We start from the raw sequence: 24958 nt of genomic DNA on the forward strand, positions 1-24958 counted from the left end.
TAAATACTAATTGAGTAATATATAAATAATGGATTTAAAATAATATTAGTATATCATTGTTTATTTTCTAATGTGAATATTATAGTAAAACTGTAAAATTGATTTTATATTGAAGATTTCATTCTCATTGGGAAATTCATTTCCAATGAAAAAATTGATGCCATATTAAAAAATTTACTTTATTTAAAATATTTTATTTTAGTTAAAAATGATAGTTTAAGTTTATTTTTTTAAAATCAGTTAAATTTTTTAATTAAATGGTTTTTTACTATTATATTGTAATTTTATATTGATTTAGAAAACGATTAGTCGTTTTTAGAAAAAATTAATAAGGGAGTTTATTTAAAATAATATTTGGAGTCAAATTATGAGAATAAAAAGTGTAGGAATGGGATATTTTTTAGCTATTCCTGATGTCATTTCAATATTGAATTTGGTATTTGGATTTTTAGCTATTTTAATGGTTATGGCTAATCATTTGACATATGCATCATTGTGCATACTTGTTGCAGTTGTTTTTGACTCTGTAGACGGATGGGTTTCAAGAAAACTTAATCGTGATGATCAATTTGGTTTTGGTAAAAACATTGATTCCTTAGCAGATATTGTATCTTTCGGTGTGGCTCCTTCAGTCCTTTTATATTATATGGGATTAGGAATATCTGAATGGGCGGCTTACTTGATGGGTATTGTAGCTGTCTTAACACTTGTTTGCGGTATGTTAAGGCTTACCCGTTACAATGTGATTTCAGATAAGATCAATTACCATGGATTTGTCGGTTTCCCAATACCAGGTACAGCAATTATCATAGCAACTTATTACCTAAGCGGTTTGTTCAATGTTGGTGTTGCTGCCATATTAATGTTATTTGCAGCTTACTTGATGATCAGTACAATCAGATACCCTAAAGTTGACAATTATTATGTAATTGGATTTGGAGCATTAATGATACTCTTATTGCTTTTACCTATCAACACATCCATTGGTGCTGTAAGTCTTCCAGCTTTGGCATTGTTTGTATTGTCATTAGTCTATATGTTCATGACATTTTTGGAATTCTTCATCGATACTGAGGAAGCTTTAACTGCAGAAAATGTAAATAAGAATATAGTTCAAGTTAGAGAAATCACTGCCAACAAATTCAGTGGTTCCTTAAGTTCTGCAAGGGAAGCTGCAAAATCAATGAGAGAAAACATTAACAGAGTGTCTTCTGGTGAAATCATTGGTGAAAAGTCAGCATCAGAAAAGGAAGAAAAGAAAGAGGAAGAAGAAAAATTATTGGAAATTAGCACAGGTGAAGTGGAAAGCGAATAGTTTTATTAAATAATTCTTTAAAATTCATTCTTTCACTTTTTCAATTTTTATTTTTTCTTCAAATTTTTAATTTCAATCTTCTTTTTTTAATTTTTTTATTTTTTATCAAGCTATTTTTGTCATTTTAAATTTTTTTTAAACCTATTTTTTCTACTTATTCTATCTCATTCCGTTTTAGGTTTGATAACTATGACTAATCGAAAGGATCGATTTAATTTCTTTAGGAATGATAAATTTAATTTAAGGAATTTTGGAGATAAAAATAAGTTAAAATCAGATAAGACGAAAAATAAGGAGACGGATTCCTCACATTTTCCAAGTTTTGAATCGATTATTCCTGAAAATTCCCCATTAAAGAACAATCCCAGTTCCAGTTCCGGATTCTATAATGATGAAATTGGTTTTAGGGACAGTTCAAAGAATAATTCAAAGAATAATTCAAAGAATAATTCTAAGGATAATTCTAAGAATAATTCAAGGGATTATCGGAGTAATAATTCCAATAAGGAAAATGATTTGGAAGGTGTTGATGAAAAATACGCCAAATATATTTATTCTTCAGGTCCAAATGATTCAGTTGATTTTGAAAATGAGGAAAATGAAGATTCGAAGGGCTTAAATTCCTTTGAAGATAATTTTCTTAAAAGTCCAAATAATAAAAATCTTAAAGGCAATCTATTAGACTTCAAGAAGAACTTATTGAATAAAAATGATTCCTCAAAATCATTGTTTGGCAAAGTGACAATTCTATTAATTCTTTTAGTATTGATTTCATCTGCATTTTACTTTTTTGTCTATCAGCCATTTCAGAGTGAATTGAATCTGGAAAGAAATTCAAAGCTGAATGAACTGAATGCCTTGTACAAAGGCCCTTTGGAACTAAATGAAAATGCATATACCTTGGAAAACAGAATCAATCAGGCTTTTGATATTGAAGAGATAAAGTCCATAGATGTCTTAAGGTCTGCCACCCACGATTGGAGAATTTATCATAGCTCCCGAATCGTATCCTGCAAGGATGATTTCGGCAGGGTAATGATGTCCTATGATGAGAATAAGAATATCATAATGTCTGTTAAGGATGCAAACGATTTTGTAAAGGGCAATGATGCCAAGATTCTATCTAATGTCCAATTTGAGAAAGTCAACACAGTCATTGTTCCAGTTTCCCTTTCACGACTTCAGGCCACAGCGGGATTGATTTCCGTCGGTTCGGTTGTTGACATCTATTCCTTGAATGACAATTCTTCTGACTATTCTGGTGAATATGAGGATATGGGTGATAACTCCAGTTCCCTCCAATTGAATGAAACCCCTATCAACGATAGTTTGGAAAAGGGAGATGAAGACCCGATTGTTAGCGGAGCAACTGTTTTGGCGATATTGCGTTCCAAGGATAGCGGTTTGGTCGACAGTACAGTTTCCAAATCAAGGACCATAATCAAGGGAAATGAAACAAAACCATTTGAGAACACCAGTTCATATTCAAGTGATGTTGAAGAGCTTCTCAAGGCAGCGGTTTTAAATTCAAATAGTGATAATGATGCTTTGGATTCCTATTTAAGGAATTATGGTGTCCGATTATCAAATTTTGAGAGAATGTCCAATTTAGGGGACTTGGACTGCGAATACATCATCCTTTTGGAAGTTCCGCAATCTGATGTGAATTTTGTGATAAACAATATGGATAACCTGATTCTGACAATTCCTACAGGTTTTGCACCGAATTGGGTAGTGGATGAACTGAATGAAACATATTATGAGAATTTATATCAGGACCAATCTTTGGATTTCCTATAATTTCTTAATTTTTTATAATTTTCCAATAATCTCAATAATTTCCTATAAAATATTAAAAACTTATTAAATATGAAAAATAGAATAAGAAATATAAAATAAATTATAAAATAATTAAAAAATATTTTTAATTTGAAATTAACTTAATTTGTTGATGATTTTTATGGATATAAAGAATTATATAAGGCCCACAACAATTATTTTAATAATTGCCTTTTTGATTATAGGGTTATATGCCTTGACTGAAGTCAATTATTATTCATATAAGAATGTGGCCGAATCTAAGGATATCAATGCATCTGTTCTGATTATTCCATCCATTGGAGTTTTTGAAAAGATCAACAATGTTTCAATATCCCAAGGGGTTTACATAGATGAGAGTTCCAATATTCCAACTAAAGGGGATACTGTTTTATATGGACATAGAACCTTGCAGGGATCTCCATTCTTAAGGCTGGATGCCCTTAAGAAAGGGGATGTTGTGACTTTGGAATGGCCAGGCATAGGTGAAGTGAATTATACAGTTAGGGAATCCAAGATTATCTTGCCTTACAAGGACTTGGAATTAAATGAAAGTCATCAAACTGGAGACATACATAATCAGGATTTGATTTTGGTTACCTGTCACCCAATAGGCTCAACTGCCCAAAGATTATTAGTGATTGCAGATTTGAATTCAACAAGTTCCATTAATGAGACCGCTTTGGAACAGAATCCTCAAGCTCATTGGGCTTGGCTGATCACTGCAGGATTTTTGATTTTAGGATTGATAATAAGCTATTTCACCAAAGGTGAAGAGAGAAAAGTTATTTTGGCGGTTGTAATAGCCATTACACTTGTTCTCATTTATTTCTGCATTTTCCCGGTATCTTCACAGATATGGGCGGATAAGGTAGGATGGCTGAATAGTCTGATGGGAGTAAGCTAATGAATTCTGTTTAAGATCATCATATTTATAGGGGTATTTTATGGACGCTAAAGAAGAATATTTTTCCAATATTTCAAATAGGGAAAGGGCAATATTCGAAGGAGCCATCAGTATGGGGGCATTGTTCCATCAATTTGTAGGAACTCCTTTCAATAAGACAAATATTGCAAGTTTGGAAAAGGCTATGGAGGAATCCTTTGCTTTGCAGCCATGCATTGATAAGGTGGAAGTTTCCATTGATTTGGATAGATTGGATAAGGCAATGACGGAATTTGAATACACTTCCCTCAGTGGAGACATGCTTGACGTCAAGATCTATTCCAAAGTGGATGATGTTTTAGCCATTATTAGAATCAAGTTCATTGAGGAACTCAATTATCCTTTGATGTTTGTTGAGGAGATAATCGAGTAAACTCTTTTCTTTTTTATTCTCATTTATTTTTTTAATATTTTTCCTATTTTTCTTATTTCTAATTATTTTCCATTTTTTATTATTTCTAATTATTTTCCATTTTTTATTATTTCTAATTATTTTTACCCATCTCTTATTTTATTTTCTTTTTTAAAAATCTAAATAATTTGGTTAATTATACTAAATTATTTAAATAAACAACACCATATATATTATTATTATGATTTATATCTTGGAATCATTATAGTATTTAAGGTATATTCAATTTTAAAATAATTATTTCATTATTTAATTAGAGAATGTGAGTTGATTAAATGATTATTATAGATTCTAAGCTTTGTAAGGGATGCGATATTTGCATAGCTACCTGTCCTAAAAAAGTTTATTCAAAATCTGATAAGGTAAACACAAAGAATGTCTATCTTCCTTTCCCGGAAAATGAAGAGGCATGCACTAGATGTGGCTTATGTGAATTGTCATGTCCTGATCAAGCTATATATGTTGAAAAAGAGGTGGAATAAATGGCAGAAGAGCGTTTTGTTCAAGGAAATGAAGCTTGTGCATTAGGTGCAATAGCTGCAAACTGCAGATTCTTCGCAGGCTATCCAATTACTCCATCTACTGAAATTGCAGAACAGATGTCCATATTGCTTCCAAAGCATGGAGGCTCATTTGTTCAAATGGAAGATGAAATCGCATCTGCAGGAGCTATCATCGGAGCTTCCTGGAGTGGTATGAAAGCAATGACCGCCACTTCAGGTCCGGGTATTTCCCTAATGCAGGAAAATATCGGTTATGGATTCATTACAGAAACTCCTATTGTAATTATCAATGTTCAAAGAGGTTCCCCTTCAACCGGTCAGCCTACCATGTCTGCACAGGCAGATATGATGCAGGCTCGCTGGGGTTCCCATGGGGATTATGAGCCTATCGCTTTAGCCCCTTCATCCGTTCAGGAATTCTTTGATTTCACTGTCAAGGCATTCAATTTGGCTGAAGAGTACAGAGTGCCTGTAACTGTTCTTGCCGATGAGGTTGTCGGGCATATGAGAGAAAAATTGGTAATTCCTGATAAGGTTGATATCGTTGCCCGTAAAAGACCTGAAAAGGTTGATGGCCAATACTTGCCATTCGATGCTCCTGAAGATGGAACCACCCCTATGCCTGCATTTGGTGACGGATTCAATATTCACGTTACCGGTCTCACTCACGATGAGAGAGGTTATCCTGATACCAACGATCCGGACACCCATCATAAATTGGTGGAAAGATTATGCAATAAGGTATTGATGCACAGAGATGAAATCTGTTCCGTCAAAAAGGAATTATGTGATGATGCGGATATTGTAGTTGTTTCCTGCGGTTCTCCATACCGTTCTGTTGGAGCTGCAATGAAAAAGGCAAGGGAAGAAGGCATTAAGGTAGGATCCCTTAAGATTGACACTCCATGGCCTTTCCCAGAAGAAGAGATTTATGAGATTGCCAAAACCGCAAAGGACATCATTGTTCCTGAAATGAATTTAGGTCAAATGGTTCATGAAGTTGAAAGGGCTTCCAAAGGAGAAGCCAATGTTCATTTGATTGGCAAGATTGGAGGAACCCTCCATAAACCTGATGAAATTTACGATAAGATTAAGGAGATCAATGAATAGGTGGTAAAATGGTAGAAAAGGAAAGCCCATATAAAAAATATCTCAGAGAAGAAAGATTGCCACATATATTCTGTCCAGGTTGTGGAAACGGTACTGTAATGAGCACTTTCTTTAAAGGTTTGGAAGGAACAGACATCGATTTTGATAATGTTGCGATGGTTTCAGGTATCGGATGCTCTTCAAGAATTCCAGGTTATGCTAAATGTGATTCCCTTCACACCACACACGGAAGAGCATTGAGCTTTGCAACAGGATTGAAGGTAGGAAATCCTGACTTGGATGTTGTTGTATTCACTGGTGACGGGGATGCGGCATCCATTGGAGGAAATCATTTGATTCATGCTGCAAGAAGAAACATCAATTTAACTGTTATCTGTATCAACAATAACATTTATGGTATGACCGGTGGTCAAATCAGCCCTACTTCCCCTAAAGGAAGTTTCGGTACCACTGCACCTTACGGTTCAAGGGATATGCCGTTTGACTTGGCTGAGCTTGTAAGTGCAGCTGGCGCATCATATGTTGCCAGATGGACTACCACTCATCCGATGCAATTGTCCAAGGCAATTCAAAAAGGTTTGGAAAATGATGGTTTCTCATTCATTGAAGTTGTTTCCCAATGTCCAACTTACTTCGGACGTAAGAACAAGATGAAGACTCCATTGCAAATGTTTGAATACATCAAGGAAAACAGCGTCAATAAGAGAAGAGCTGAAAAGATGGATGAAGCGGAATTGGAAGGAAAAATCATCGTTGGAGAATTTACCAACAATCCACATGATGAATTGACTGACAATGTCAAGAAATTGGTTGAAGAGAATTCAGATAAGCCATTGGCTATCAAATCTGCATTTGAGGAGTTGGATTAAAATGAGAACAGAAGTTCGTATAGCTGGTTTTGGTGGTCAGGGAGTTATCATGGCAGGAGTCATCATTGGTAAGGCCGCTTCTCTCTTTGACAATAAGAATGCAGTTCAAACCCAATCCTACGGTCCTGAAGCTCGTGGTGGAGCTTCCAGAACTGAGATTGTAATCAGCGATGAGGAAATTGACTATCCGAAAGTTTCAAGCCCAGACATTCTTGTTGCAATGTCCCATGAGGCTTTAATCAAATATATGGGTGACTTGAAAGACGAAGGTGTCTTGATCATTGACCCAGATATGATTGTTGAAGAGGAGATAGTCGATTTTGTGAAGGAACATAAGATCAAGCTTTATCGTGCACCTGCAACCAAGACAGCAACTGAGGATGTGGGCCTCAGGATTGTGGCAAACATTGTCATGATTGGTGCAATTGTTAAGGTTACAAATCTTGTTTCCGTTGATGCTGCAAAACAAGCTATTTTAGACAGTGTTCCAAAAGGAACCGAAGATAAAAACATTCAAGCATTTGAAGCAGGATACGCTTTACTCTAGAATCTTTTATCTTTTTCTTTTTTTTATTTTTTTAATTTATTCTATTTTTTAATATTCTATTTTTCAGTATTTTATTTTAATTTATTCTATTTTCCACTATTCCATTTTTTAATCTTGATTTTTTTCAATTTATTTCAAATTTTTATAAATAATTTTAATAATAAGGAAATACATATAAATTAATGATTTAAAATAAATAGTTCTATTAAAAGGATTATAAAGAATGATTCATGGGACAATTTATTGATTTTTATAGTATTTTATTTTTATTCATAAGTATTTTTAAAATTATACGTATCTTTAAAATTTAATTTTTATAATTTTCATGCTTATTAGTTAGAGTGAGAAAAATGAAGTTTTTTGAACATAGTGCAAAAAAAGTATTTGAAAGTGAAGGAATTAAAATTTTAGAAGGGCATGTTGTATACTCTCCTGAAGAGGCAATGGAAGTGGCCACTGAATTCGGCAGACCTATTGTACTCAAATCTCAAGTGCTTGTTGGTGGAAGAGGCAAGGCAGGAGGTATCAAGTTTGCAGACAACCCTGGTGAAGCATATGAAATAGCTAAAGAGCTATTGACACTTGAAATTAAAGGTGAAGAAGTAAAACATTTGCTCATTGAAGAAAAGGCAAACATTCAAAGGGAATTCTTCTTAAGTGTTTCAAATGACAGAGCCAACAGAACTCCAATCATCATGGCAAGTGCTGAAGGTGGAGTGGAAATCGAGGAATTGGCTAAGACATCACCTGAAAAGATCATCAGGTATAATGTAAACCCACTCAAAGAGTTCTTGCCTTATGAAGCTCGTGAAATAGCTCGTAAAATGGGTGTTGGTTCTGAATTGATGTCTCAAATCGGAGCCATCATTTGGAAACTGTATAATGTTTATGATAAGTATGATGCTGAAATTGCTGAAATCAACCCTCTTATCTTAACTGATGACGGATTGATTGCAGCTGACGCTAAACTTGAAATTGAAAATGATGCCTTGTTCCGTCACCAAGATCAGGTAAAGCAAAACAGGTTCAAGCAAAAGGACTTTGCTTTTGTAAAGCTTGATGGAGACATTGCAGTAATCGGAAACGGTGCTGGATTAACCTTGACCGGTATGGATATGGTTACATTGTTCGGCGGAAAACCTGCAACTTTCCTTGATATCGGTGGAGGAGCCTCTGATGAATCCATCAAAAAGGCTTTGAACTTGGTTTTAAACTATCCTCCTGTTAAAGTAGTATTCCTTAACGTTTTAGGTGGTATTACAAGAGCGGATGATGTTGCAAGAGGTGTGATTGCAGCATTGGAAGACAATAAATGGGATGTTAACATTGTAACCAGACTTACAGGTACCAATGAAGAGGAAGGTCAAAGACTATTGGATGAAGCAGGCATTCCTTATGAGATCTCATTGGAAGAAGCTGCTAAAAAAGCAGTTGAAATGTGCAATGAAATAAAAGCAAAAGAAGCAGGTAAATAATTCTTTTCTTTTATTTTTTCTATTTTTTATTTTCTCTTTTTTTCTTTAATCAGAATTTTTTCTTATTCTAAACTTTTTTTTACAATTTTTCAAAATCATATTTAAATAAAATTAGATTAGGGTAAAATTAGATTAGGGTAAAATTAGATTAGGGTAAAATTAGACTTAATATTTATTATTCTAACAAGACAACTCTGCTGACTTCAGACTCTTTTGTTAGTTCCCTTCCTGTCTTGTCAGCTATTTCCTGTGCGAAATCACGGACATCCTGGTGTGATGGCATATTGTCAAGGCTTAAGCGTTTTCTGGAAGATCCTACGAACATATATGCTTTCACTTCAACATATGTAGGGTTTGCTTTGTTGATTAGATTTGCATAACCTTCGGTGTTAATCATGTTTTTGCCCTTAACTGAGGTAATTCGTATAGCTGTATTATTCTCAAAACTGTTCATCAATTCAAGAGTATTGTTTAAATTGTTCCAAGCATTGTTTATTTGAGGGTTGCAAAGCTCTTTATACACTTTTTCGTTAGGTGCATCCAAGGAAACATATAGTTGTGTCGGTTCGTTGTCAAGGTTTCCAAGCTTTTCCCAATACATTCCATTGCTCACTAGGAAAGTTGTGAAATCCTGTCTGTGAAACTCTCCAATAAGCTCATCGATTTCAGGGTATAATGTCGGTTCCCCTGCAAGGGAGATTGCAGCGTTTGTTGGCTTTTTGGATTCCTCAAGCTTTTTCCTGTCTACTTTTTTGTTTCCACCAAATCCGCATAGAAGATTGTTCTGTGCCTTGATGGCTCCTTCAATGATTGTTTTCGGATCATCATATTCTCCCTCCCATTCAACTCTAGTTTGGCTTAAGTCTCTCCAACAGAATGAGCATTTTTGATTGCAGAATGGTACGGCTGGAGACATCTGGAGGCATCTATGTGATTTGACACCATAGAATTGCTCTTTATAGCATACTCCTTCATTCACCATGCTTTTTCTGGTCCAATGGCATGTCTTTACAGCGGCATGTCCATGCTCTCCTACAAATCTATAGCCGCTGTATTCCAATTTTGCCTGTTCTTCTTTAGTAAATGTCATGATAATCCTTTAGTATTTTTTTCTTGAATTTGAATAATTTAAAATAATTTAAATATAATCAATTATATATATTTTATTAAAAGAATCAATAATTTTTAGAATAATTTATACTAATAATTTTTTTGATTATTCTATTTATTATTTATCATGATAAGAAGTAAATAATCTATTAATTATAGTCGTTAAGGAGGATTTGATTTGAGTCTTAAAACACCTGTTGTTATATTGAATTTTAAAACTTATTTGGAATCCAGCGGTAAAAAAGCTTTGGAATTGGCTGAAGCTTTAGAAAGTGCTGGAGAGGAATCTGGAATTACTATGGTTGCTGTGCCACAGGCTATTGACATTTATAGAATCAAGGATGAAACCAATATCCCTGTATTGTCCCAGCATATAGATGCTGTGTCTCCAGGCGGTCACACCGGAAGCAATTTGTTTGAAAGTTTTGTAGCAAGCGGTATTGACGGAACCTTATTGAATCACTCTGAATGCAGAATGACTTTAGCGGATATTGCTGAAATTGTCAAAAAGACTAAAGAGGCAGAACTCATTTCCTGTGTCTGTACCAACAATATTGAAACAAGCGTTGCAGCTGCCACATTCTCTCCTGATTATGTTGCAGTGGAACCTCCTGAACTTATCGGTACTGGAATACCTGTTTCAAAGGCAGACCCTGAAGTTGTGGAAGGCAGCGTATCTAAGGTTAAGGCCATCAATAAGGATGTGAAGGTCTTATGCGGTGCAGGCATTTCCACTGGCGAGGATATGGCGGCAGCTATTGAATTAGGTGCTGAAGGAGTTCTATTGGCTTCTGGAATCATTAAGGCGGAAAGCCCTAAGGATGCATTATTGGATTTGGTAAGTAAGATTTAATTGAATAATTTTGAGTGAAAGTATGGCTAATTTTAATACTATCGATGATTTTGATGTAAACGGCAAGACAGTTTTGGTCAGAATTGACATCAATTCTCCTGTTGATCCTAATTCCGGAATTATTTTAGATGACACTCGTATGAAATTGCACGCTGAAACCATTAAGGAATTGTCCTTGAAAGGTGCTAAAACTGTTATTCTCGCTCACCAAAGTCGTCCGGGTAAAAATGACTTTACCACATTGGAACAACATGCCACCGTTCTATCAAAAGCTCTCGGTTTGGAAGTTAAATATGTTGACTCATTGTTTTCATCTGCAGCAAGAGAGGCTATCATTGCCTTGGAGCCAGGTCAGATATTGCTTCTTGAAAATGTCAGATTCTTCTCAGAAGAGCAATTGAAACGTTCTCCTGAAGAGGAAGCCACTTCTGTGCTTGTCAAGACTTTAACTCCATTGGTTGACTATTTTGTCAATGATGCTTTCGCAGCGGCCCACAGGTCTCAAACCTCATTAGTTGGCTTTACAAGAACTGTCCCATCTGCAGCAGGCAGAGTGATGGAGAGAGAATTGACCATAATAGGGGATGCATTGGAAAATGTGCAGCATCCTTGCGTCTTTGCATTAGGAGGTATGAAGGCTGATGATTCAATTATGGTAACTGAAAATGTATTGGAAAACGGTACAGCAGATTATGTTCTTGTATCCGGTCTGGTTGCAAATATATTCATTTGGGCAGCAGGATATGATATAAAATCCACTAATAAGAACTTCATTGAAGCTAGAGGATACCTGGACATGGTAGATAAATGTAAGGACCTCATTGAAAGGTTTGGTGATAAAATAGTTTATCCTACTGATGTTGCAGTCAGTGTTCAAGGTGACAGGGCTGATGTGCCTGTAGACAATATCCCTGATGCTTCCATTTTTGACATTGGCAGAGAATCATTGATTACCTATTCCAAGATAATCCGTGAAGCGAAAACCATTTTTGCAAACGGTCCTGCCGGTGTGTTTGAAGACCCTAAGTTTGCAATAGGTACTGAGGACATCATAAATGCAATCGCTTCTTCAAAAGGATTTTCAATCATTGGTGGCGGACATATTGCAGCAGCTACTGTCAATTTGGGATATGGCGATAAGATGGATCATATCAGCAGTGGTGGTGGAGCTTCCATTGATATGTTGGCAGGCAATCCATTACCTGCAGTTGTAGCTCTTGAAGAGTCTAAGGATTTGTTTGATAATCAATAATTCATTCCTTTTTATTTATTTAAATTCAATAAATTATCTTTATTTTTTTTATTCTTTTTTATATTTTTATATTCTTTTTTATTATTCCCTTTCTTTATTTCATTAACACTTATTTTCATAAAGAATTTATAATGAATAATCATGATAAATTACAACAAACTTTATAAATATTGAAGTAAAATATTAGTATGTTGTAAAAAAAATTTAAGATTTTAAGGTTATAGAATGACAGATGAAATTATAATTAAAGACAATGAAAATGTAAAAAATATATTAAATGGATTTCCAGATGCTTTAAATAATGTTAAGGAGATTTCTCCTTTGACTTTTTGCATAACAAATTTTGTGACAGTTACCGATTGCGCTAATGCGGCATTGGCCATTGGAGCATCACCAATCATGTCAAATGGTGCTGAAGAGGGCGGAGAGATAGTGAATATTGCCAATGCTCTTGTAATAAATATTGGAACATTAAGCAAAAGTCAAAATGAATTGATGAGAAACAGTGCAGACAAGGCAAAAGAAATAGGCAAACCTATCATATTCGATCCTGTAGGGGCTGGAGTAAGTTCCCTCAGAAATGACATGACAAAGGAAATTGTTGAGAATTATCCTCTTGCATTGGTTAGAGGAAACATGTCTGAAATCAAAGCCATTGCAAAATTAATTGCACTTGATGAGAATAATGATTCTGCAGGAAAGGGAGTTGATGTTGCAGAAAGTGACATCATTTCCAAGGACACCTTAGAGTCTAACGCTTCTATCGTAAAGAGTTTGGCTAAAGAGTTAGATGCAGTAGTCATCGCAAGCGGGCCAATCGACATTATATCAGATGGAGATCTAACCTTTGGTCTTGAAAATGGTGATGAGATGATGCCCCTCATTACAGGAAGTGGCTGTATGCTGACTACAATCATCGGTTCATATGTAGGTGCGAATGACCCATTGATTGGAGGAATCACAGCTTGTGCCTTAATGGCAGTTGCAGGGGAAAACGCTGCTGAATATGTAAGGGCAAATGATTTGGGAACAGGCAGTTTCAGAACATTATTAATGGATAACTTATATAAATTAGATGCTGAAGACTTAGTGGAAAGAGCTAATTTATTTGAAATAAGTGTTTAAATAATTTCTAAATAATTTCTAAATTTTTTAAATTATTTTTTTAAAATTTTACAAGATGATTAAATGATAAAAAAAGATATTAATTATTCAGTATATTTGGTTACAGACCATAGGGATAAAACCGATGAGGAATTCCTGAATATTATAGGGGAAGCCATTAAGGGAGGGACCACTGTTGTTCAGCTTCGTGAGAAAACCGCTTCCACCAAGGATTTCTATGATTTGGCATTGAAGGTTAAGGAAATCACCAGCAAATATGATGTTCCATTGTTGATCAATGATAGGATTGACATAGCTATTGCAGTGGATAGCGAGGGGGTTCATATTGGTCAGGATGACATGCCTGCAGATATTGCTCGAAGGATTATTGGTGAGGATAAGATTTTGGGAGTTTCCGCTTCAACAGTTGAAGAGGCTAAAAAGGCAGAGGCTGACGGTGCAGACTATATTGGCTCCGGTGCGGTATTTCCTACAGCCACCAAAGATGATGCGGATTCGGTCTCAAAAGAGGAATTGAAGGAAATCGTTGATTCGATTGACATTCCTGTGGTGGCCATTGGAGGCATTACTTTAGAGAATGCAGATACATTGAAGGATACTGGAATTGCGGGATTTTCTGTAGTCAGTGCTATCATGAACGCTGAAGATCCAAAAGATGCTTCCAAAAAATTAAGAGAGATTTATTTCTCTTAATTCTTTTTAATTCTATTCAATAGTAAACTATTTAAATGATATTTTACTAATTACTATTGTTGAATATCTTTTAATATTCAAGTTTTATTTTTCTAAACTTATTTTTATTTTAATTTTCAATTGCCTCGGTGGCTCAGTCTGGTAGAGCGCGAGACTTGTAATCTCGTGGTCGCGGGTTCAATTCCCGTCCGGGGCTCTATAAATCTTAATTTTTATTAGATTTTTTTGCATATTTTTTAGAAAAATTGCTTTACCAAAACATTTATATATTATGGTAATATAAAATAATTATGTTGCACAATAATTTTGTGGGACCATAGGGTAGCTTGGTCGATCCTTTGGGCTTTGGGAGCCTGAGACTCCGGTTCAAATCCGGGTGGTCCCACTCGTATCTATCCCGTCTTAGCTCAATTGGCAGAGCGTTGGACTGTAGATCCAAATGTTGCTGGTTCAAGTCCGGCAGACGGGATTTTTATTATTATATTTTCCACTATTTTAATTTCATGAATTTTTTAATTCATTTTTCCAATGATTAAAATGGATATGTGGAAACATTTATATATAATAATAAATATATTATTTTAATGAGTATAACTTACTCGCATAGTTTGCCCTGGTGGTGTAGGGGCTATCATGTGGGCCTGTCGAGCCCGCGACTCGGGTTCAAATCCCGGCCAGGGCGCTTAACTATAAGTTAAGTACGATAGCCATATGAAATTCATTTGTTTAATCAGGGCCCGTAGCTCAGTCTGGCAGAGCGCTTGGCTTTTAACCAAGCGGCCGCGGGTTCAATTCCCGTCGGGCCCGCTCTGATTTTTTTTATTTATAGCTTTACTAAATTTAAATTTTTAAATTAACATTTTTTCAAGGTTTTTTAATTGTTAATGTCTTATTTAAATCATATTTAAATTTATATTGTATTTGAATTTAGAATTTATTCTACTGGAATTGGGTGATTTATTGGTATATTAAAGGGGGAAAATGGTTTTTATTTGTAATATGACGATTTTATCTATTTTTACATTTTTCTAATTTTTATTATGAATAAGATCACATTCCGTTTTAATTATTGATTAAATCGATTCTATGATGGTGAAGAAGTAAGGGATTATAAAAAATAGTGAAAATATTAAATTTTATATTTAAAGTTTATGCTATGTTTAATAATTAAAAATTCTATTTAGAAAAAGTTATTTCATTATATATTGTTTAAAAATATTGTTTAAAAAGTTTTATCGGAGGAATATTTTGGCATTTAATATATTAAACCATAGTGCTGTTCCTAAGCACGAAATTTTGTCTGATGATGAAATTGAAGAAATTTTTGCAGATGTTGATTATGACATCAGTCAACTTCCAAAAATTAAAGTAAATGATCCTGTTTCTAAAGCAATTGGTGCTGAAGAAGGTCAAGTTTTAAAAATAACTCGTAAAAGTGAAACTGCAGGCATATTTGTCACATATAGGCTTGTCAGTGGAGAAAACAATCAAAAATAGACTTTTTATAAATTATTTTTAAAATGAATTATTCTAAAAAATTATAAACTAAAAAATTTTCATGTAGATTTTTAAACTGATTGTATTATTTTGGAGATATTAAATGAAAAATAAGACATGGGGTTTAGTAGATTCATTTTTTGATAAATATGATATTGTAGACCATCATATTAAATCTTATAATGATTTTGTAGAAAATCGTATACAAAACATTATTGATATCACTGAACCAATTACTATAGAAAACGAAAAGGGAAATTATACCTTAAGAACCGGTAAGATCAAAATTGAAAAGCCATTCACTAAAGAGGCAGACGGTTCCAAAAGCATGATTTATCCTACTGAAGCAAGACTTAGAAACTTAAACTATTCTGCTCACATGTACTTGGAAATGGCATTGCATGACAATAACAGTGATGAAGAGGAAGAATTGGAAGAGGTTTACATCGGTGAATTGCCTCTCATGCTCAAATCCAGCATCTGCCATTTGCATGGACTTACTGATAAGGAATTGATGGAAAAAGGGGAAGACCCTAAAGACCCAGGAGGCTACTTCATTGTAAACGGTTCTGAAAGAGCTGTTGTAACCATGGAAGAGATCGCTCCTAACAAGATTATCCTTGAGAGAATTGATGAGCCTGAAGATAGGCACGCTAAAGCTATTGTAACTTCAATCAAAAGTGGTTTCAGAGCAAGAATTACCTTAGAATATAAGAAACCACGTAAAAGCGGAGTTTTCTTAAGAATCTCTTTCCCATATGTTCCTGGAGAAATTCCTTTAGTAATCTTGCTTAGAGCATTAGGATTATCAACTGATCAAGAAATCATTACAAAAATTTCTGAAGATTTCGACTTCCAGATGTATATTGCAGATGACCTTCAAGTATCTGAAAAGGACTTGAAATTGGATTCAGATCTAATGGCAGACATGACCCAAGAGGAAAGAAAGGAATATATGAGAATGGCTGCTATCAAGTACATCGGTAATAGAGTGGCTAAAGGAATGACTGAAGAGTACAGAATCAAGCGTGCTGAAGACGTCATTGACAGATACCTATTGCCTCACATGGGAATTGAATCTGACAAACGTTATGACAAGGCTATTTACTTGGCAGAAATGACTGAAATGTTGCTTCAAGTAATTGAAGGTCAAAGAGAACCTCACGACAAGGACCATTACACCAATAAGAGATTAAGAGTCTCCGGTGACTTGATGGAAGACTTGTTCAGAGTGGCATTCTCTTCCTTGACAAGAGACATGAGCTACCAACTTGAAAGAAGCTTGTCCAGAGGAAAGGAACTTTCAATCAAGCAAGCTGTCCGTTCCGATGTTTTGACTGAAAACATCAAGCATGCAATCGCTACCGGTAATTGGGTTGGCGGAAGAGCTGGGGTAAGCCAGCTTTTAGACAGAGTAAGTTACATGGCAACACTTTCCCACTTAAGAAGGGTTGTATCCCCTCTTACAAGAAGTCAGCCTCACTTTGAAGCTAGGGACTTGCACCCTACTCAATTCGGTAAGATATGTCCTAACGAAACTCCGGAAGGACCAAACTGTGGATTAGTAAAGAATTTAGCTCTAATGTGTAAAATTTCTGAAGGTTTCGATGTTGAAGAAGACCAGAAACTTGTAAACATCATTAGAGACATGGATGTAGAGATGATAGATTAGTCGGAGGAATTTTATGGTAAGAGCTAAAATTTATATCAACGGTAAACTTACTGGTTATTGCGACAATCCTGAAGAGTTCACCAATGAAATGCGTGATAAAAGAAGAAAAGGTCAGATCAATAATGAGATGAACATTACCTATTATGATGATAATCACGAAATCTACATTTTCACTGACCCTGGTAGGGCAAGAAGACCTTTAATCCTTGTTTATGATGGCCAGCCAGCACTTACAGATGAGCATATGGAAGCCATTGCAAACGGTGAATTGAAATGGGATGAATTATTCGAAAAAGGCATCTTGGAATACTTGGATGCTGAAGAGGAGGAAAATTCCTATATTGCAATGAATTTAAGCCAATTGAATGAAGATCACACTCATTTGGAAATTGACCCTTCAACCATGTTAGGTATTTGTGCAGGAATCATTCCATTTTCAGACCATAACTCCTCTCCAAGGAACACTATGGAAGCAGGGATGACCAAACAGGCATTAGGATTATATGTATCAAATTATGCATTGCGTACCGATACCCGTGCACACTTATTGCACCATCCTCAAACTCCTATAGTAAAGACAAGAATCATTGATGCCATCAATTATGATTCAAGGCCATCCGGTCAGAACTTGGTTGTAGCCCTCATGTCTTACGAAGGATATAACATGGAAGACGCAATGATTCTAAACAAATCATCTCTTGAAAGAGGTATGGGAAGATCAAGTTTCTTCAGATCTTACGAAGCTTCTGAAAGAAGATATCCTGGTGGACAAGAGGACAAGTTTGAAGTTCCGGAAAAAGGAGTTAAAGGATACCGCAGTGAAGAATCCTACAGAAACTTGGATGAAGACGGTATTGTCAATCCGGAATCACATGTTGAATCAGGTGATGTGTTAATCGGTAAGACCTCCCCTCCAAGATTCTTGGGAGAAATCGACGAGTTCGGTACAGTTGCAGAAAAAAGAAGAGAAACTTCCGTCACTGTAAGACATGGTGAAAAGGGTATTGTCGATGCAGTGCTTTTAACCGAAACTGTCGAAGGAAGCAAATTGACTAAAATAAGAGTAAGAGACACAAGACAACCTGAATTCGGTGACAAATTTGCATCAAGACACGGTCAGAAAGGGGTTGTAGGTCTTATCTTATCTCAAGATGACATTCCATTTACAGAAGATGGTGTAGTGCCTGATATCATTGTAAACCCACACGCGATTCCTTCAAGGATGTCTGTCGGACAGGTATTGGAAATGGTAGCAGGTAAGGCAGGATGTATGGAAGGACATCGTATGGACGGTACTCCATTCAATGAGACTGTTGAAGGTGAAATCAAACGTGCCCTTAAGGAAAATGGCTTCGAATCAGCAGGATGCGAATCATTATACAATGGTGTTACTGGTGAACGTATTGAAGCTGAAATCTTTGTAGGTGTTGCATATTACCAAAAACTTCACCACATGACAACCGATAAGGTTTATGCTCGTTCCACTGGTCCTGTACAAGTGCTTACAAGACAGCCAACTGAAGGTAGAGCACGTGAAGGTGGTTTAAGATTCGGTGAAATGGAAAGGGACTGTCTTATTGCACATGGTGCAGCTCTCGCATTGAAAGAAAGATTATTGGATGAATCCGACAAATATGAAGCGGTTGTCTGTAATGAATGTGGAATGCTGGCAGTATATGACAAGAATAAGCGTAAGATGTACTGCCCAATATGTGGAGACAGCGAAACTTACCCTGTTGAAATTTCATATGCATTCAAATTATTATTAGATGAACTTAAAAGTTTATGTATTTTCCCTAAATTAGTTCTTGGGGACAAAGCTTAAGAAATAAGGTGTTGAAATAAAAATAAATTTTTTAAGGAGCCAATATTTTGAAAGGAATTATTAAAAAAATTGATAGAATTAATTTTGGATTAATGTCACCGGAACAGATTAGGGAAATGTCCGTTGTTAAAATAGAAAGGCCGGACACTTACGATGAGGACGGTTATCCTATTGAATCAGGATTGATGGATTCTCGCCTTGGTGTTATTGATCCTAGTTTAAAATGCCGCACATGCGGTGAAAAAGGTGGGGAATGTCAAGGTCACTTCGGTATGATTGAGCTTGCAAGACCTGTCATCCATGTCGGTTTCGGGGATGACATTCACAAAATCCTACGGTCCACCTGCAGCGAATGTGGACGTGTGCTCTTGGATGAAGATGAAATCGAAGATTTCACCGAAAGAATGGAAGAACTCCACGAAGCAGGAGAAAGTGTGGAAGAACTTGTAAAAGAAGTATATAAAATCTGTAAGGATAAAAAGACCAAAGAGGTATGTCCTCACTGTGGTGCAGAACAGGAAGACATCAAGATTGTCAAGCCAATCGATATCATTGAAGTTCGCAAACAATATGATGAAAATGGAGAACTCATCACTGATGACAATGGTGTTCCAGTAACAGAAGACTATGACTTAACCGCATCTGAAGTACGTGAAAAGCTTCAACGCATTCCAGATGAAGACTCCTATGTCTTAGGAGTAAACCCTGAAGTAGCACGTCCAGAATGGATGGTATTAACTGTACTTCCTGTCCCTCCTGTAACTGTAAGACCTTCAATCACCCTTGATACCGGTGAAAGATCCGAAGACGACTTAACACACAAGCTTGTTGATATCTTAAGAATCAACCAAAGATTGATTGAGAACATGGATGCCGGTGCTCCACAACTTATTGTAGAGGACCTTTGGAAATTACTTCAATACCATGTAACCACCTACTTTGACAATGAAGCAAGTGGTGTACCTCCTGCAAGACACAGAAGCGGAAGGCCATTAAAAACATTAGCTCAAAGATTAAAAGGTAAGGAAGGAAGATTCAGAAGCAACCTATCAGGTAAACGTGTAAATTTCTCAGCACGTACCGTAATCTCACCTGACCCAAACATCAGTATCAATGAAGTCGGTGTTCCTGAAATGATTGCAAAGGAAGTAACCGTACCTACCTATGTAAATGAATGGAACGTTGAAGAGCTAAAAGAAGCTATTATGAATGGTCCAAATGTCCATCCTGGAGCTAACTATGTTAAAAAGACCATCAATGGCAAAGAGATGAAGGTCAGAGTCTTAGAGGATAACAGAGAATTAGTCGCTGAAAACCTTGAATATGGTGATATCGTAATGAGACATCTTAAGGATGGAGATATTGTTTTATTCAACCGTCAGCCTTCCCTTCACAGAATGAGTATGATGGCTCACGAAGTAAGAGTATTGCCTTACAAGACATTCAGATTAAACCTTTGTGTATGTCCTCCATACAATGCGGACTTTGACGGAGACGAAATGAACATGCACGTTTTCCAAACCGACGAATCCCGTGCCGAAGCGAAATCCTTGATGAGAGTACAGGAACACATCTTGTCTCCAAGGTTTGGTGGACCGATCATCGGTGCTATTCACGACCACATCAGTGGAGCATACCTTTTAACTCGTGACGGATTCACAGTTCCAGAAGATGACGCTTTCCAAATGATTAGAAAATCACATCTTCTTAACAATGAGTATGTTGATAAGAAACACTTGAAACGTAAAAATCGTGATTGGACCGGTAAGGAATTATTCAGCTTGCTCTTACCAGATGACCTTAACATGAACTATAAGGCTGAAATCTGCAGAAAATGTGAAACCTGTCTTAAGGAAGACTGCCAATACGATGCATTCGTAGTAATCAAAGACGGTCAATTGACCCATGGTGCTATTGACGAAGCTGCATACGGTTCCTTCTCAGGTAAGATTTTGGATACAATCGTTAAGGAATATGGTCCATCCCGTGCAAAAGAGTTCTTGGACAGATCCACTGACCTTGCTATCTGCGGAATCATGAAAACAGGTATTACCACTGGTACCAACGATGAAGAGATTCCAGAAGAAGCTATTGAGGTTATTGATGCTCACTTGGATAAGGCTGAACAGGAAGTAGATAAGTTAATTGCTACCTATGAGGAAGGACTTCTCCAACCGTTACCAGGTAGAAGTGCAGAGGAAACCTTGGAAATGCGTATTGTGCAGGTTCTAGGGGAAGCTAGGGACACAGCAGGGGAAATCGCAGAAGGTTACCTTACCATGGGTAAACAATCTCCAGATGACTCCTATGATTATATGATGGCTGTTGAAAACCACTCTGTTGTTATGGCTCGTACCGGTGCAAGGGCATCCATGTTGAACCTTGCTCAGATTACCGCTTGTGTAGGACAGCAATCTGTTCGTGGTGGACGTATTACAAGAGGATACTTGGCTAGACCATTGCCTCACTTCAGAAAGCATGAGTTAGGGGCAAGAGCAAAAGGATTTGTACATTCCAGTTATAAGGAAGGATTGGATCCAGTGGAATTCTTCTTCCACGCAATGGGTGGAAGAGAAGGTCTTGTAGATACAGCTATCCGTACAGCACAATCCGGTTACATGCAAAGAAGACTTGTAAATGCACTTGAAGACTTGAATGTTGAATCAAACGGATTGGTTACCGATAACAAAGGTCAAGTTATTCAAAGTGTATTCGGTGAAGAAGGTATTGATCCGGCAAAAAGTGACTTCGGTCATGTAGCAAACCTAGACAAACTTATTGACGAAATGCGTATTAAAAATAACATGTCTAAATCAGCTAAAAATGCTGAAAAAGGAATGGAGAAAGCTTAATAATTAGGAGGCAATTTTATGGCGGATAAAAAAGAAGCAACTCAAGCAATTACTACTGTTGACGAATTGTTTAAAAAGAATAAAATTGATTTTTCTGATGATTATATTAAGAATTTCCAACAGTCTTATGATGATGGTGACTTAAGCATTGAGGAATTGGAAGATTTGGTTGATTCAATTAAAGCTGTTGAAAAGGCATTTAAAAAGAATAAAGTCAATTCATCTGAAATCTATGTTGTCAGTTTAGCACAACTCTACAGTGATGGCGAATTGGATGATGATGAATTGAACGGATTGATTTCAAAAATTGTTCTTGTAGAGGAAATATTTGAAAACAATGAATTGGATGCACCTGAAACTGCCATTATTGAATCTGCAATGACTTTCGTTAAGGAAAAATTGACTTATGAGGAATTGAATACCTTTGTCCTTGTTGAAGAAGAACTTAAAATGAAGGATATTGAATATTCTAAAGACAATTCCATCTACTTAGTCAAATCTCTTGAAGAAGAGCTTAGTGAGGACCAATATTTCGATGTGCCTGAAGCCATTTCAAAAGTTCTAGACGTTATCGTCAAGAATGAAATTAAATTCCCTCCAAGTTATATTAGAGACTTGATAAGAGTTTATATCAAAAGGGAATTAACTGATGATGAGTTAAACGAATTAGTGTTTAAAGTTGATGAGGCTTACGAAAGAGCATATATTGAAGCAGGTGAAGCAGTAGGTACTGTTGCAGCCCAATCTGTAGGGGAACCTGGTACTCAGATGACCATGCGTACTTTCCACTATGCAGGGGTAGCTGAGTTAAACGTAACTCTCGGTCTTCCAAGGTTAATTGAAATTGTAGATGCTAGGAAAAAGATTTCCACACCTACCATGGACATTTACTTTGAAGAGGAATACAAAAACGATGAGGAATTCGTAAGAAAGTTAGCTAATAAAATCGGTAAAAGTACCATCAATGATATCTTATCCGATTTCAATTTGGACTATGGTGGAATGCAAGTCATAGTAACTCTCGATGAGAGAAAAATCGAAGATAAGAGATTGGATTATGACAGCATCATTGCACAAGTCGAAAAGATATTCAAGAAAGTTGAAATCGAGGATGACTACAAGTTAACTTTCAGACCTAGAAATCCTACTATCAGAGAAATCAGACTTTTAGCTGATAAGGTTCGTGACTTGCAGATCAGTGGAACCAAAGGCATTGGTAAGGTCATTATCCGTAAAGGTGATGATGAATGGATTATCCATACTGAAGGTTCCAATCTTAAGGCAATCTTCAATGAGGAAGGTATTGACAAGGCAAGATCAACCACTAATGACATTCACGAAATCGAAACCGTTTTAGGTATTGAAGCTGCTCGTAACGCTATTGTCTACGAATTGAACCGTACCTTATCTGACCAAGGTTTGACTGTAGATATCAGACACATTATGTTGGTTGCTGACATGATGACTTCTGAAGGTGTTGTAAAATCCATTGGAAGACACGGTATCAGTGGTGAAAAATCAAGTGTTCTCGCTCGTGCGGCATTTGAAGAGACTGGTAAGCACTTGCTTCACGCAAGTATCAGGGGAGAAATGGATGATTTGACTGGCATTATTGAAAATATCATTATCGGTCAGCCAATTCCTTTAGGTACTGGTTCAGTAAGTGTTACAATGAAACCAGATGTATATTAAAATTAGAAGATTATTAAGAATTTATTAAGAATTAATTAAATATTTTTAATATTTTCTTAATTTTTATTATTTATTTATATTATAATTTTCATATTCATAGTTATTCTTAAACTTGATTTTAAGAATGATTTTATTGTAAAATATTCTATTAAAATATCAATAAATTATAAATAATAGATGTATTATAATTAAATGTAATAGTTTAATTTCATATTTGTTATTTAATTTTATTTGTTTGATAGCACATATTTTATTACTCTATGAAAATTTTATCTTGAGTAAGGTATGATTTATCCTGATGGAGTTATAATCTGCGATAAATTTCTTATCTTGAGATAGATGATTTTTTTAATTTAAAATTTAGGAGGCAGATGATGGATATAGAAAGAGGAATAAGAGTTGCAGTAGACACAGGAGATGTCACTCTCGGCTCAGAAAAATCTATTCAATCTTTAAAATTAGGTAAAGGTAGACTTGCAGTTGTTGCAGCTAACAGTCCTAAAGAAATTTTAGAAGATGTGGAATACTACGCAAATCTCTCTGAAATTCCTTTCATAGTATATGAAGGTACTAGTGTAGACTTAGGCTCTGTTTGTGGTAAACCATTTACTGTTGCTACTTTAATCATAAACGATCCAGGAGATTCTACTATCTTAGAAGCAATGGGGTAGATTTTGTGTCTATTAAATTTAATGCAAATGAAATCCGTTTCATAGCTCTCTTTGAGAGTATGACTGGTGCAATGGTTAAGGATTGCATCCTTGATGATGAAAATTCCAAAGTTACCTTTGTCGTTAAGAATGGGGATATGGGTTTAGCTATTGGTAAAGGCGGAAGCACTGTAACCAAGGTTAAAAAAGCAGTTGGAAGAGGAGTAGAAATCATTGAGCATAACGAAGATCCTGCTCAATTCATTAAGAATGTATTATCCCCTGCTGAACTCAAATCCATTAAAATAGTTGAGAAAAGTAACGATGAAAAGATAGCTATTGTCAATACAGATTCTTCCAATAAAAGAATAGCTATTGGTAAAAATGGTATCAACATCGAAAGAGCAAAATTATTAGCGAAAAGACAACATGAAATAAATAACATTATTTTAAAATAATTCTTTTAAAATATTTCTTTTAAAATAAGATTTATTCATTTTCTTTTTTTATTCTTTTTAAAAATAATTTTGTTTTGCATTATTGTTTATGATTAATTCACATAATCTAAAAATGTAAATTTAGATTATGTCAAACTTTTTTTTATTTTTTTACATAGTATATTACTATCAAAAAACCAAACATTTATTAATAAAGTTATTATAATATATTATTATAATAGGTAACATTATGTTATATTAACATTTGTGTGTAAAAAATTTTATCTTAATTTTTAATGTTAATT

21 protein-coding genes and 5 tRNA genes are annotated in these 24958 nt (G+C 35.5%); 25 read left to right on the forward strand and 1 reads right to left on the reverse strand.

Going from position 1 to position 24958, the window contains the following annotated elements; genetic code table 11:
* Positions 1-367: 367 nt before the first annotated feature.
* The 9 genes from IJE13_RS01805 to sucC all read left to right on the forward strand — a co-directional run bounded on the left by IJE13_RS01805 (position 368) and on the right by sucC (position 8995).
* Entirely contained in the window at positions 368-1315 is a 948-nt protein-coding gene (locus IJE13_RS01805; protein WP_292776358.1) for an archaetidylserine synthase, read from the forward strand.
* Positions 1316-1504: 189 nt separating this feature from the next.
* Positions 1505-3115 (forward strand): hypothetical protein, encoded by a 1611-nt coding sequence (locus tag IJE13_RS01810; RefSeq protein ID WP_292776361.1) that lies wholly within the window; start codon positions 1505-1507, stop codon positions 3113-3115.
* A gap of 160 nt (positions 3116-3275) precedes the next feature.
* Positions 3276-4040, forward strand: a complete 765-nt coding sequence (locus tag IJE13_RS01815) for a class E sortase (protein ID WP_292776363.1) — start codon at positions 3276-3278, stop codon at positions 4038-4040.
* A gap of 40 nt (positions 4041-4080) precedes the next feature.
* Entirely contained in the window at positions 4081-4452 is a 372-nt protein-coding gene (locus IJE13_RS01820) for a dihydroneopterin aldolase family protein (RefSeq protein ID WP_292776365.1), read from the forward strand.
* Between the two features lie 314 nt (positions 4453-4766).
* Positions 4767-4973, forward strand: a complete 207-nt coding sequence (locus tag IJE13_RS01825) for a ferredoxin family protein (RefSeq protein WP_292776368.1) — start codon at positions 4767-4769, stop codon at positions 4971-4973.
* Positions 4974-6104, forward strand: a complete 1131-nt coding sequence (locus tag IJE13_RS01830) for a 2-oxoacid:acceptor oxidoreductase subunit alpha (protein ID WP_292776371.1) — start codon at positions 4974-4976, stop codon at positions 6102-6104. It abuts the gene before it with no gap.
* An 8-nt stretch (positions 6105-6112) separates the two neighbouring features.
* Positions 6113-6973 carry a 2-oxoacid:ferredoxin oxidoreductase subunit beta gene (locus tag IJE13_RS01835; protein ID WP_292776373.1) on the forward strand — a complete coding sequence of 287 codons (861 nt, stop codon included), beginning with the start codon at positions 6113-6115 and terminating at the stop codon, positions 6971-6973.
* A 1-nt stretch (position 6974) separates the two neighbouring features.
* A complete protein-coding gene (locus IJE13_RS01840) occupies positions 6975-7520 on the forward strand; it encodes a 2-oxoacid:ferredoxin oxidoreductase subunit gamma (protein WP_292776376.1) in 546 nt (181 codons plus the stop codon).
* 350 nt (positions 7521-7870) lie between these two features.
* The gene (gene sucC / locus IJE13_RS01845; RefSeq protein WP_292776379.1) at positions 7871-8995 is read left to right on the forward strand and encodes an ADP-forming succinate--CoA ligase subunit beta; all 1125 of its coding nucleotides are present in this window, start codon (positions 7871-7873) and stop codon (positions 8993-8995) included.
* A gap of 175 nt (positions 8996-9170) precedes the next feature.
* Here the strand turns inward: sucC and twy1 are convergent, their stop codons facing one another.
* Positions 9171-10085, reverse strand: a complete 915-nt coding sequence (twy1, locus tag IJE13_RS01850; protein WP_292776381.1) for a 4-demethylwyosine synthase TYW1 — start codon at positions 10083-10085, stop codon at positions 9171-9173.
* Positions 10086-10283: 198 nt separating this feature from the next.
* Between twy1 and tpiA the strand changes: the two genes are divergently transcribed.
* The 16 genes from tpiA to IJE13_RS01930 all read left to right on the forward strand — a co-directional run bounded on the left by tpiA (position 10284) and on the right by IJE13_RS01930 (position 24674).
* The gene (gene tpiA / locus IJE13_RS01855) at positions 10284-10958 is read left to right on the forward strand and encodes a triose-phosphate isomerase (protein ID WP_292776383.1); all 675 of its coding nucleotides are present in this window, start codon (positions 10284-10286) and stop codon (positions 10956-10958) included.
* Positions 10959-10980: 22 nt separating this feature from the next.
* Positions 10981-12210: a phosphoglycerate kinase gene (locus IJE13_RS01860; RefSeq protein ID WP_292776385.1), complete on the forward strand. Its 1230-nt coding sequence runs from the start codon at positions 10981-10983 to the stop codon at positions 12208-12210.
* A gap of 225 nt (positions 12211-12435) precedes the next feature.
* Entirely contained in the window at positions 12436-13335 is a 900-nt protein-coding gene (thiM, locus tag IJE13_RS01865) for a hydroxyethylthiazole kinase (RefSeq protein ID WP_292776387.1), read from the forward strand.
* Between the two features lie 63 nt (positions 13336-13398).
* Positions 13399-14028, forward strand: coding sequence for a thiamine phosphate synthase (gene thiE, locus IJE13_RS01870; protein WP_292776389.1), 630 nt, complete (start codon positions 13399-13401; stop codon positions 14026-14028).
* A gap of 122 nt (positions 14029-14150) precedes the next feature.
* Positions 14151-14224 (forward strand) — tRNA-Thr (locus IJE13_RS01875).
* A gap of 114 nt (positions 14225-14338) precedes the next feature.
* A tRNA-Pro gene (locus IJE13_RS01880) sits at positions 14339-14413 on the forward strand.
* An 11-nt stretch (positions 14414-14424) separates the two neighbouring features.
* A tRNA-Tyr gene (locus IJE13_RS01885) sits at positions 14425-14497 on the forward strand.
* 141 nt (positions 14498-14638) lie between these two features.
* Positions 14639-14710 (forward strand) — tRNA-Asp (locus tag IJE13_RS01890).
* A 51-nt stretch (positions 14711-14761) separates the two neighbouring features.
* Positions 14762-14835: transfer RNA gene (locus IJE13_RS01895), tRNA-Lys, on the forward strand.
* 441 nt (positions 14836-15276) lie between these two features.
* Positions 15277-15525 carry a DNA-directed RNA polymerase subunit H gene (locus tag IJE13_RS01900; protein WP_292776391.1) on the forward strand — a complete coding sequence of 83 codons (249 nt, stop codon included), beginning with the start codon at positions 15277-15279 and terminating at the stop codon, positions 15523-15525.
* A 103-nt stretch (positions 15526-15628) separates the two neighbouring features.
* Complete coding sequence (locus tag IJE13_RS01905) at positions 15629-17197, forward strand: DNA-directed RNA polymerase subunit B'' (RefSeq protein ID WP_292776393.1); 1569 nt, start codon at positions 15629-15631, stop codon at positions 17195-17197.
* A gap of 13 nt (positions 17198-17210) precedes the next feature.
* Positions 17211-19022 carry a DNA-directed RNA polymerase subunit B gene (gene rpoB / locus IJE13_RS01910; protein ID WP_292776395.1) on the forward strand — a complete coding sequence of 604 codons (1812 nt, stop codon included), beginning with the start codon at positions 17211-17213 and terminating at the stop codon, positions 19020-19022.
* Between the two features lie 47 nt (positions 19023-19069).
* Positions 19070-21874, forward strand: coding sequence for a DNA-directed RNA polymerase subunit A' (locus tag IJE13_RS01915; RefSeq protein WP_292776398.1), 2805 nt, complete (start codon positions 19070-19072; stop codon positions 21872-21874).
* Between the two features lie 450 nt (positions 21875-22324).
* Positions 22325-23566, forward strand: a complete 1242-nt coding sequence (rpoA2, locus tag IJE13_RS01920) for a DNA-directed RNA polymerase subunit A'' (RefSeq protein WP_292776446.1) — start codon at positions 22325-22327, stop codon at positions 23564-23566.
* A gap of 371 nt (positions 23567-23937) precedes the next feature.
* Positions 23938-24237 (forward strand): 50S ribosomal protein L30e, encoded by a 300-nt coding sequence (locus tag IJE13_RS01925; RefSeq protein WP_292776400.1) that lies wholly within the window; start codon positions 23938-23940, stop codon positions 24235-24237.
* Between the two features lie 5 nt (positions 24238-24242).
* Positions 24243-24674, forward strand: coding sequence for a NusA-like transcription termination signal-binding factor (locus IJE13_RS01930; RefSeq protein ID WP_292776401.1), 432 nt, complete (start codon positions 24243-24245; stop codon positions 24672-24674).
* Positions 24675-24958: the final 284 nt, after the last annotated feature.

The organism is Methanobrevibacter sp. (assembly GCF_017410345.1).
In the GTDB taxonomy this organism is placed as follows: domain Archaea; phylum Methanobacteriota; class Methanobacteria; order Methanobacteriales; family Methanobacteriaceae; genus Methanobrevibacter.

Bases quoted from the DNA above. Each gene is read 5' to 3' on its own strand.
- IJE13_RS01805 (WP_292776358.1), top strand. From the start codon at position 368: ATGAGAATAAAAAGTGTAGGAATGGGATATTTTTTAGCTATTCCTGAT.
- IJE13_RS01810 (WP_292776361.1), top strand. From the start codon at position 1,505: ATGACTAATCGAAAGGATCGATTTAATTTCTTTAGGAATGATAAATTT.
- IJE13_RS01815 (WP_292776363.1), top strand. From the start codon at position 3,276: ATGGATATAAAGAATTATATAAGGCCCACAACAATTATTTTAATAATT.
- IJE13_RS01820 (WP_292776365.1), top strand. From the start codon at position 4,081: ATGGACGCTAAAGAAGAATATTTTTCCAATATTTCAAATAGGGAAAGG.
- IJE13_RS01825 (WP_292776368.1), top strand. From the start codon at position 4,767: ATGATTATTATAGATTCTAAGCTTTGTAAGGGATGCGATATTTGCATA.
- IJE13_RS01830 (WP_292776371.1), top strand. From the start codon at position 4,974: ATGGCAGAAGAGCGTTTTGTTCAAGGAAATGAAGCTTGTGCATTAGGT.
- IJE13_RS01835 (WP_292776373.1), top strand. From the start codon at position 6,113: ATGGTAGAAAAGGAAAGCCCATATAAAAAATATCTCAGAGAAGAAAGA.
- IJE13_RS01840 (WP_292776376.1), top strand. From the start codon at position 6,975: ATGAGAACAGAAGTTCGTATAGCTGGTTTTGGTGGTCAGGGAGTTATC.
- sucC (WP_292776379.1), top strand. From the start codon at position 7,871: ATGAAGTTTTTTGAACATAGTGCAAAAAAAGTATTTGAAAGTGAAGGA.
- twy1 (WP_292776381.1), bottom strand. From the start codon at position 10,085: ATGACATTTACTAAAGAAGAACAGGCAAAATTGGAATACAGCGGCTAT.
- IJE13_RS01860 (WP_292776385.1), top strand. From the start codon at position 10,981: ATGGCTAATTTTAATACTATCGATGATTTTGATGTAAACGGCAAGACA.
- thiM (WP_292776387.1), top strand. From the start codon at position 12,436: ATGACAGATGAAATTATAATTAAAGACAATGAAAATGTAAAAAATATA.
- thiE (WP_292776389.1), top strand. From the start codon at position 13,399: ATGATAAAAAAAGATATTAATTATTCAGTATATTTGGTTACAGACCAT.
- IJE13_RS01905 (WP_292776393.1), top strand. From the start codon at position 15,629: ATGAAAAATAAGACATGGGGTTTAGTAGATTCATTTTTTGATAAATAT.
- rpoB (WP_292776395.1), top strand. From the start codon at position 17,211: ATGGTAAGAGCTAAAATTTATATCAACGGTAAACTTACTGGTTATTGC.
- rpoA2 (WP_292776446.1), top strand. From the start codon at position 22,325: ATGAAGGATATTGAATATTCTAAAGACAATTCCATCTACTTAGTCAAA.
- IJE13_RS01925 (WP_292776400.1), top strand. From the start codon at position 23,938: ATGATGGATATAGAAAGAGGAATAAGAGTTGCAGTAGACACAGGAGAT.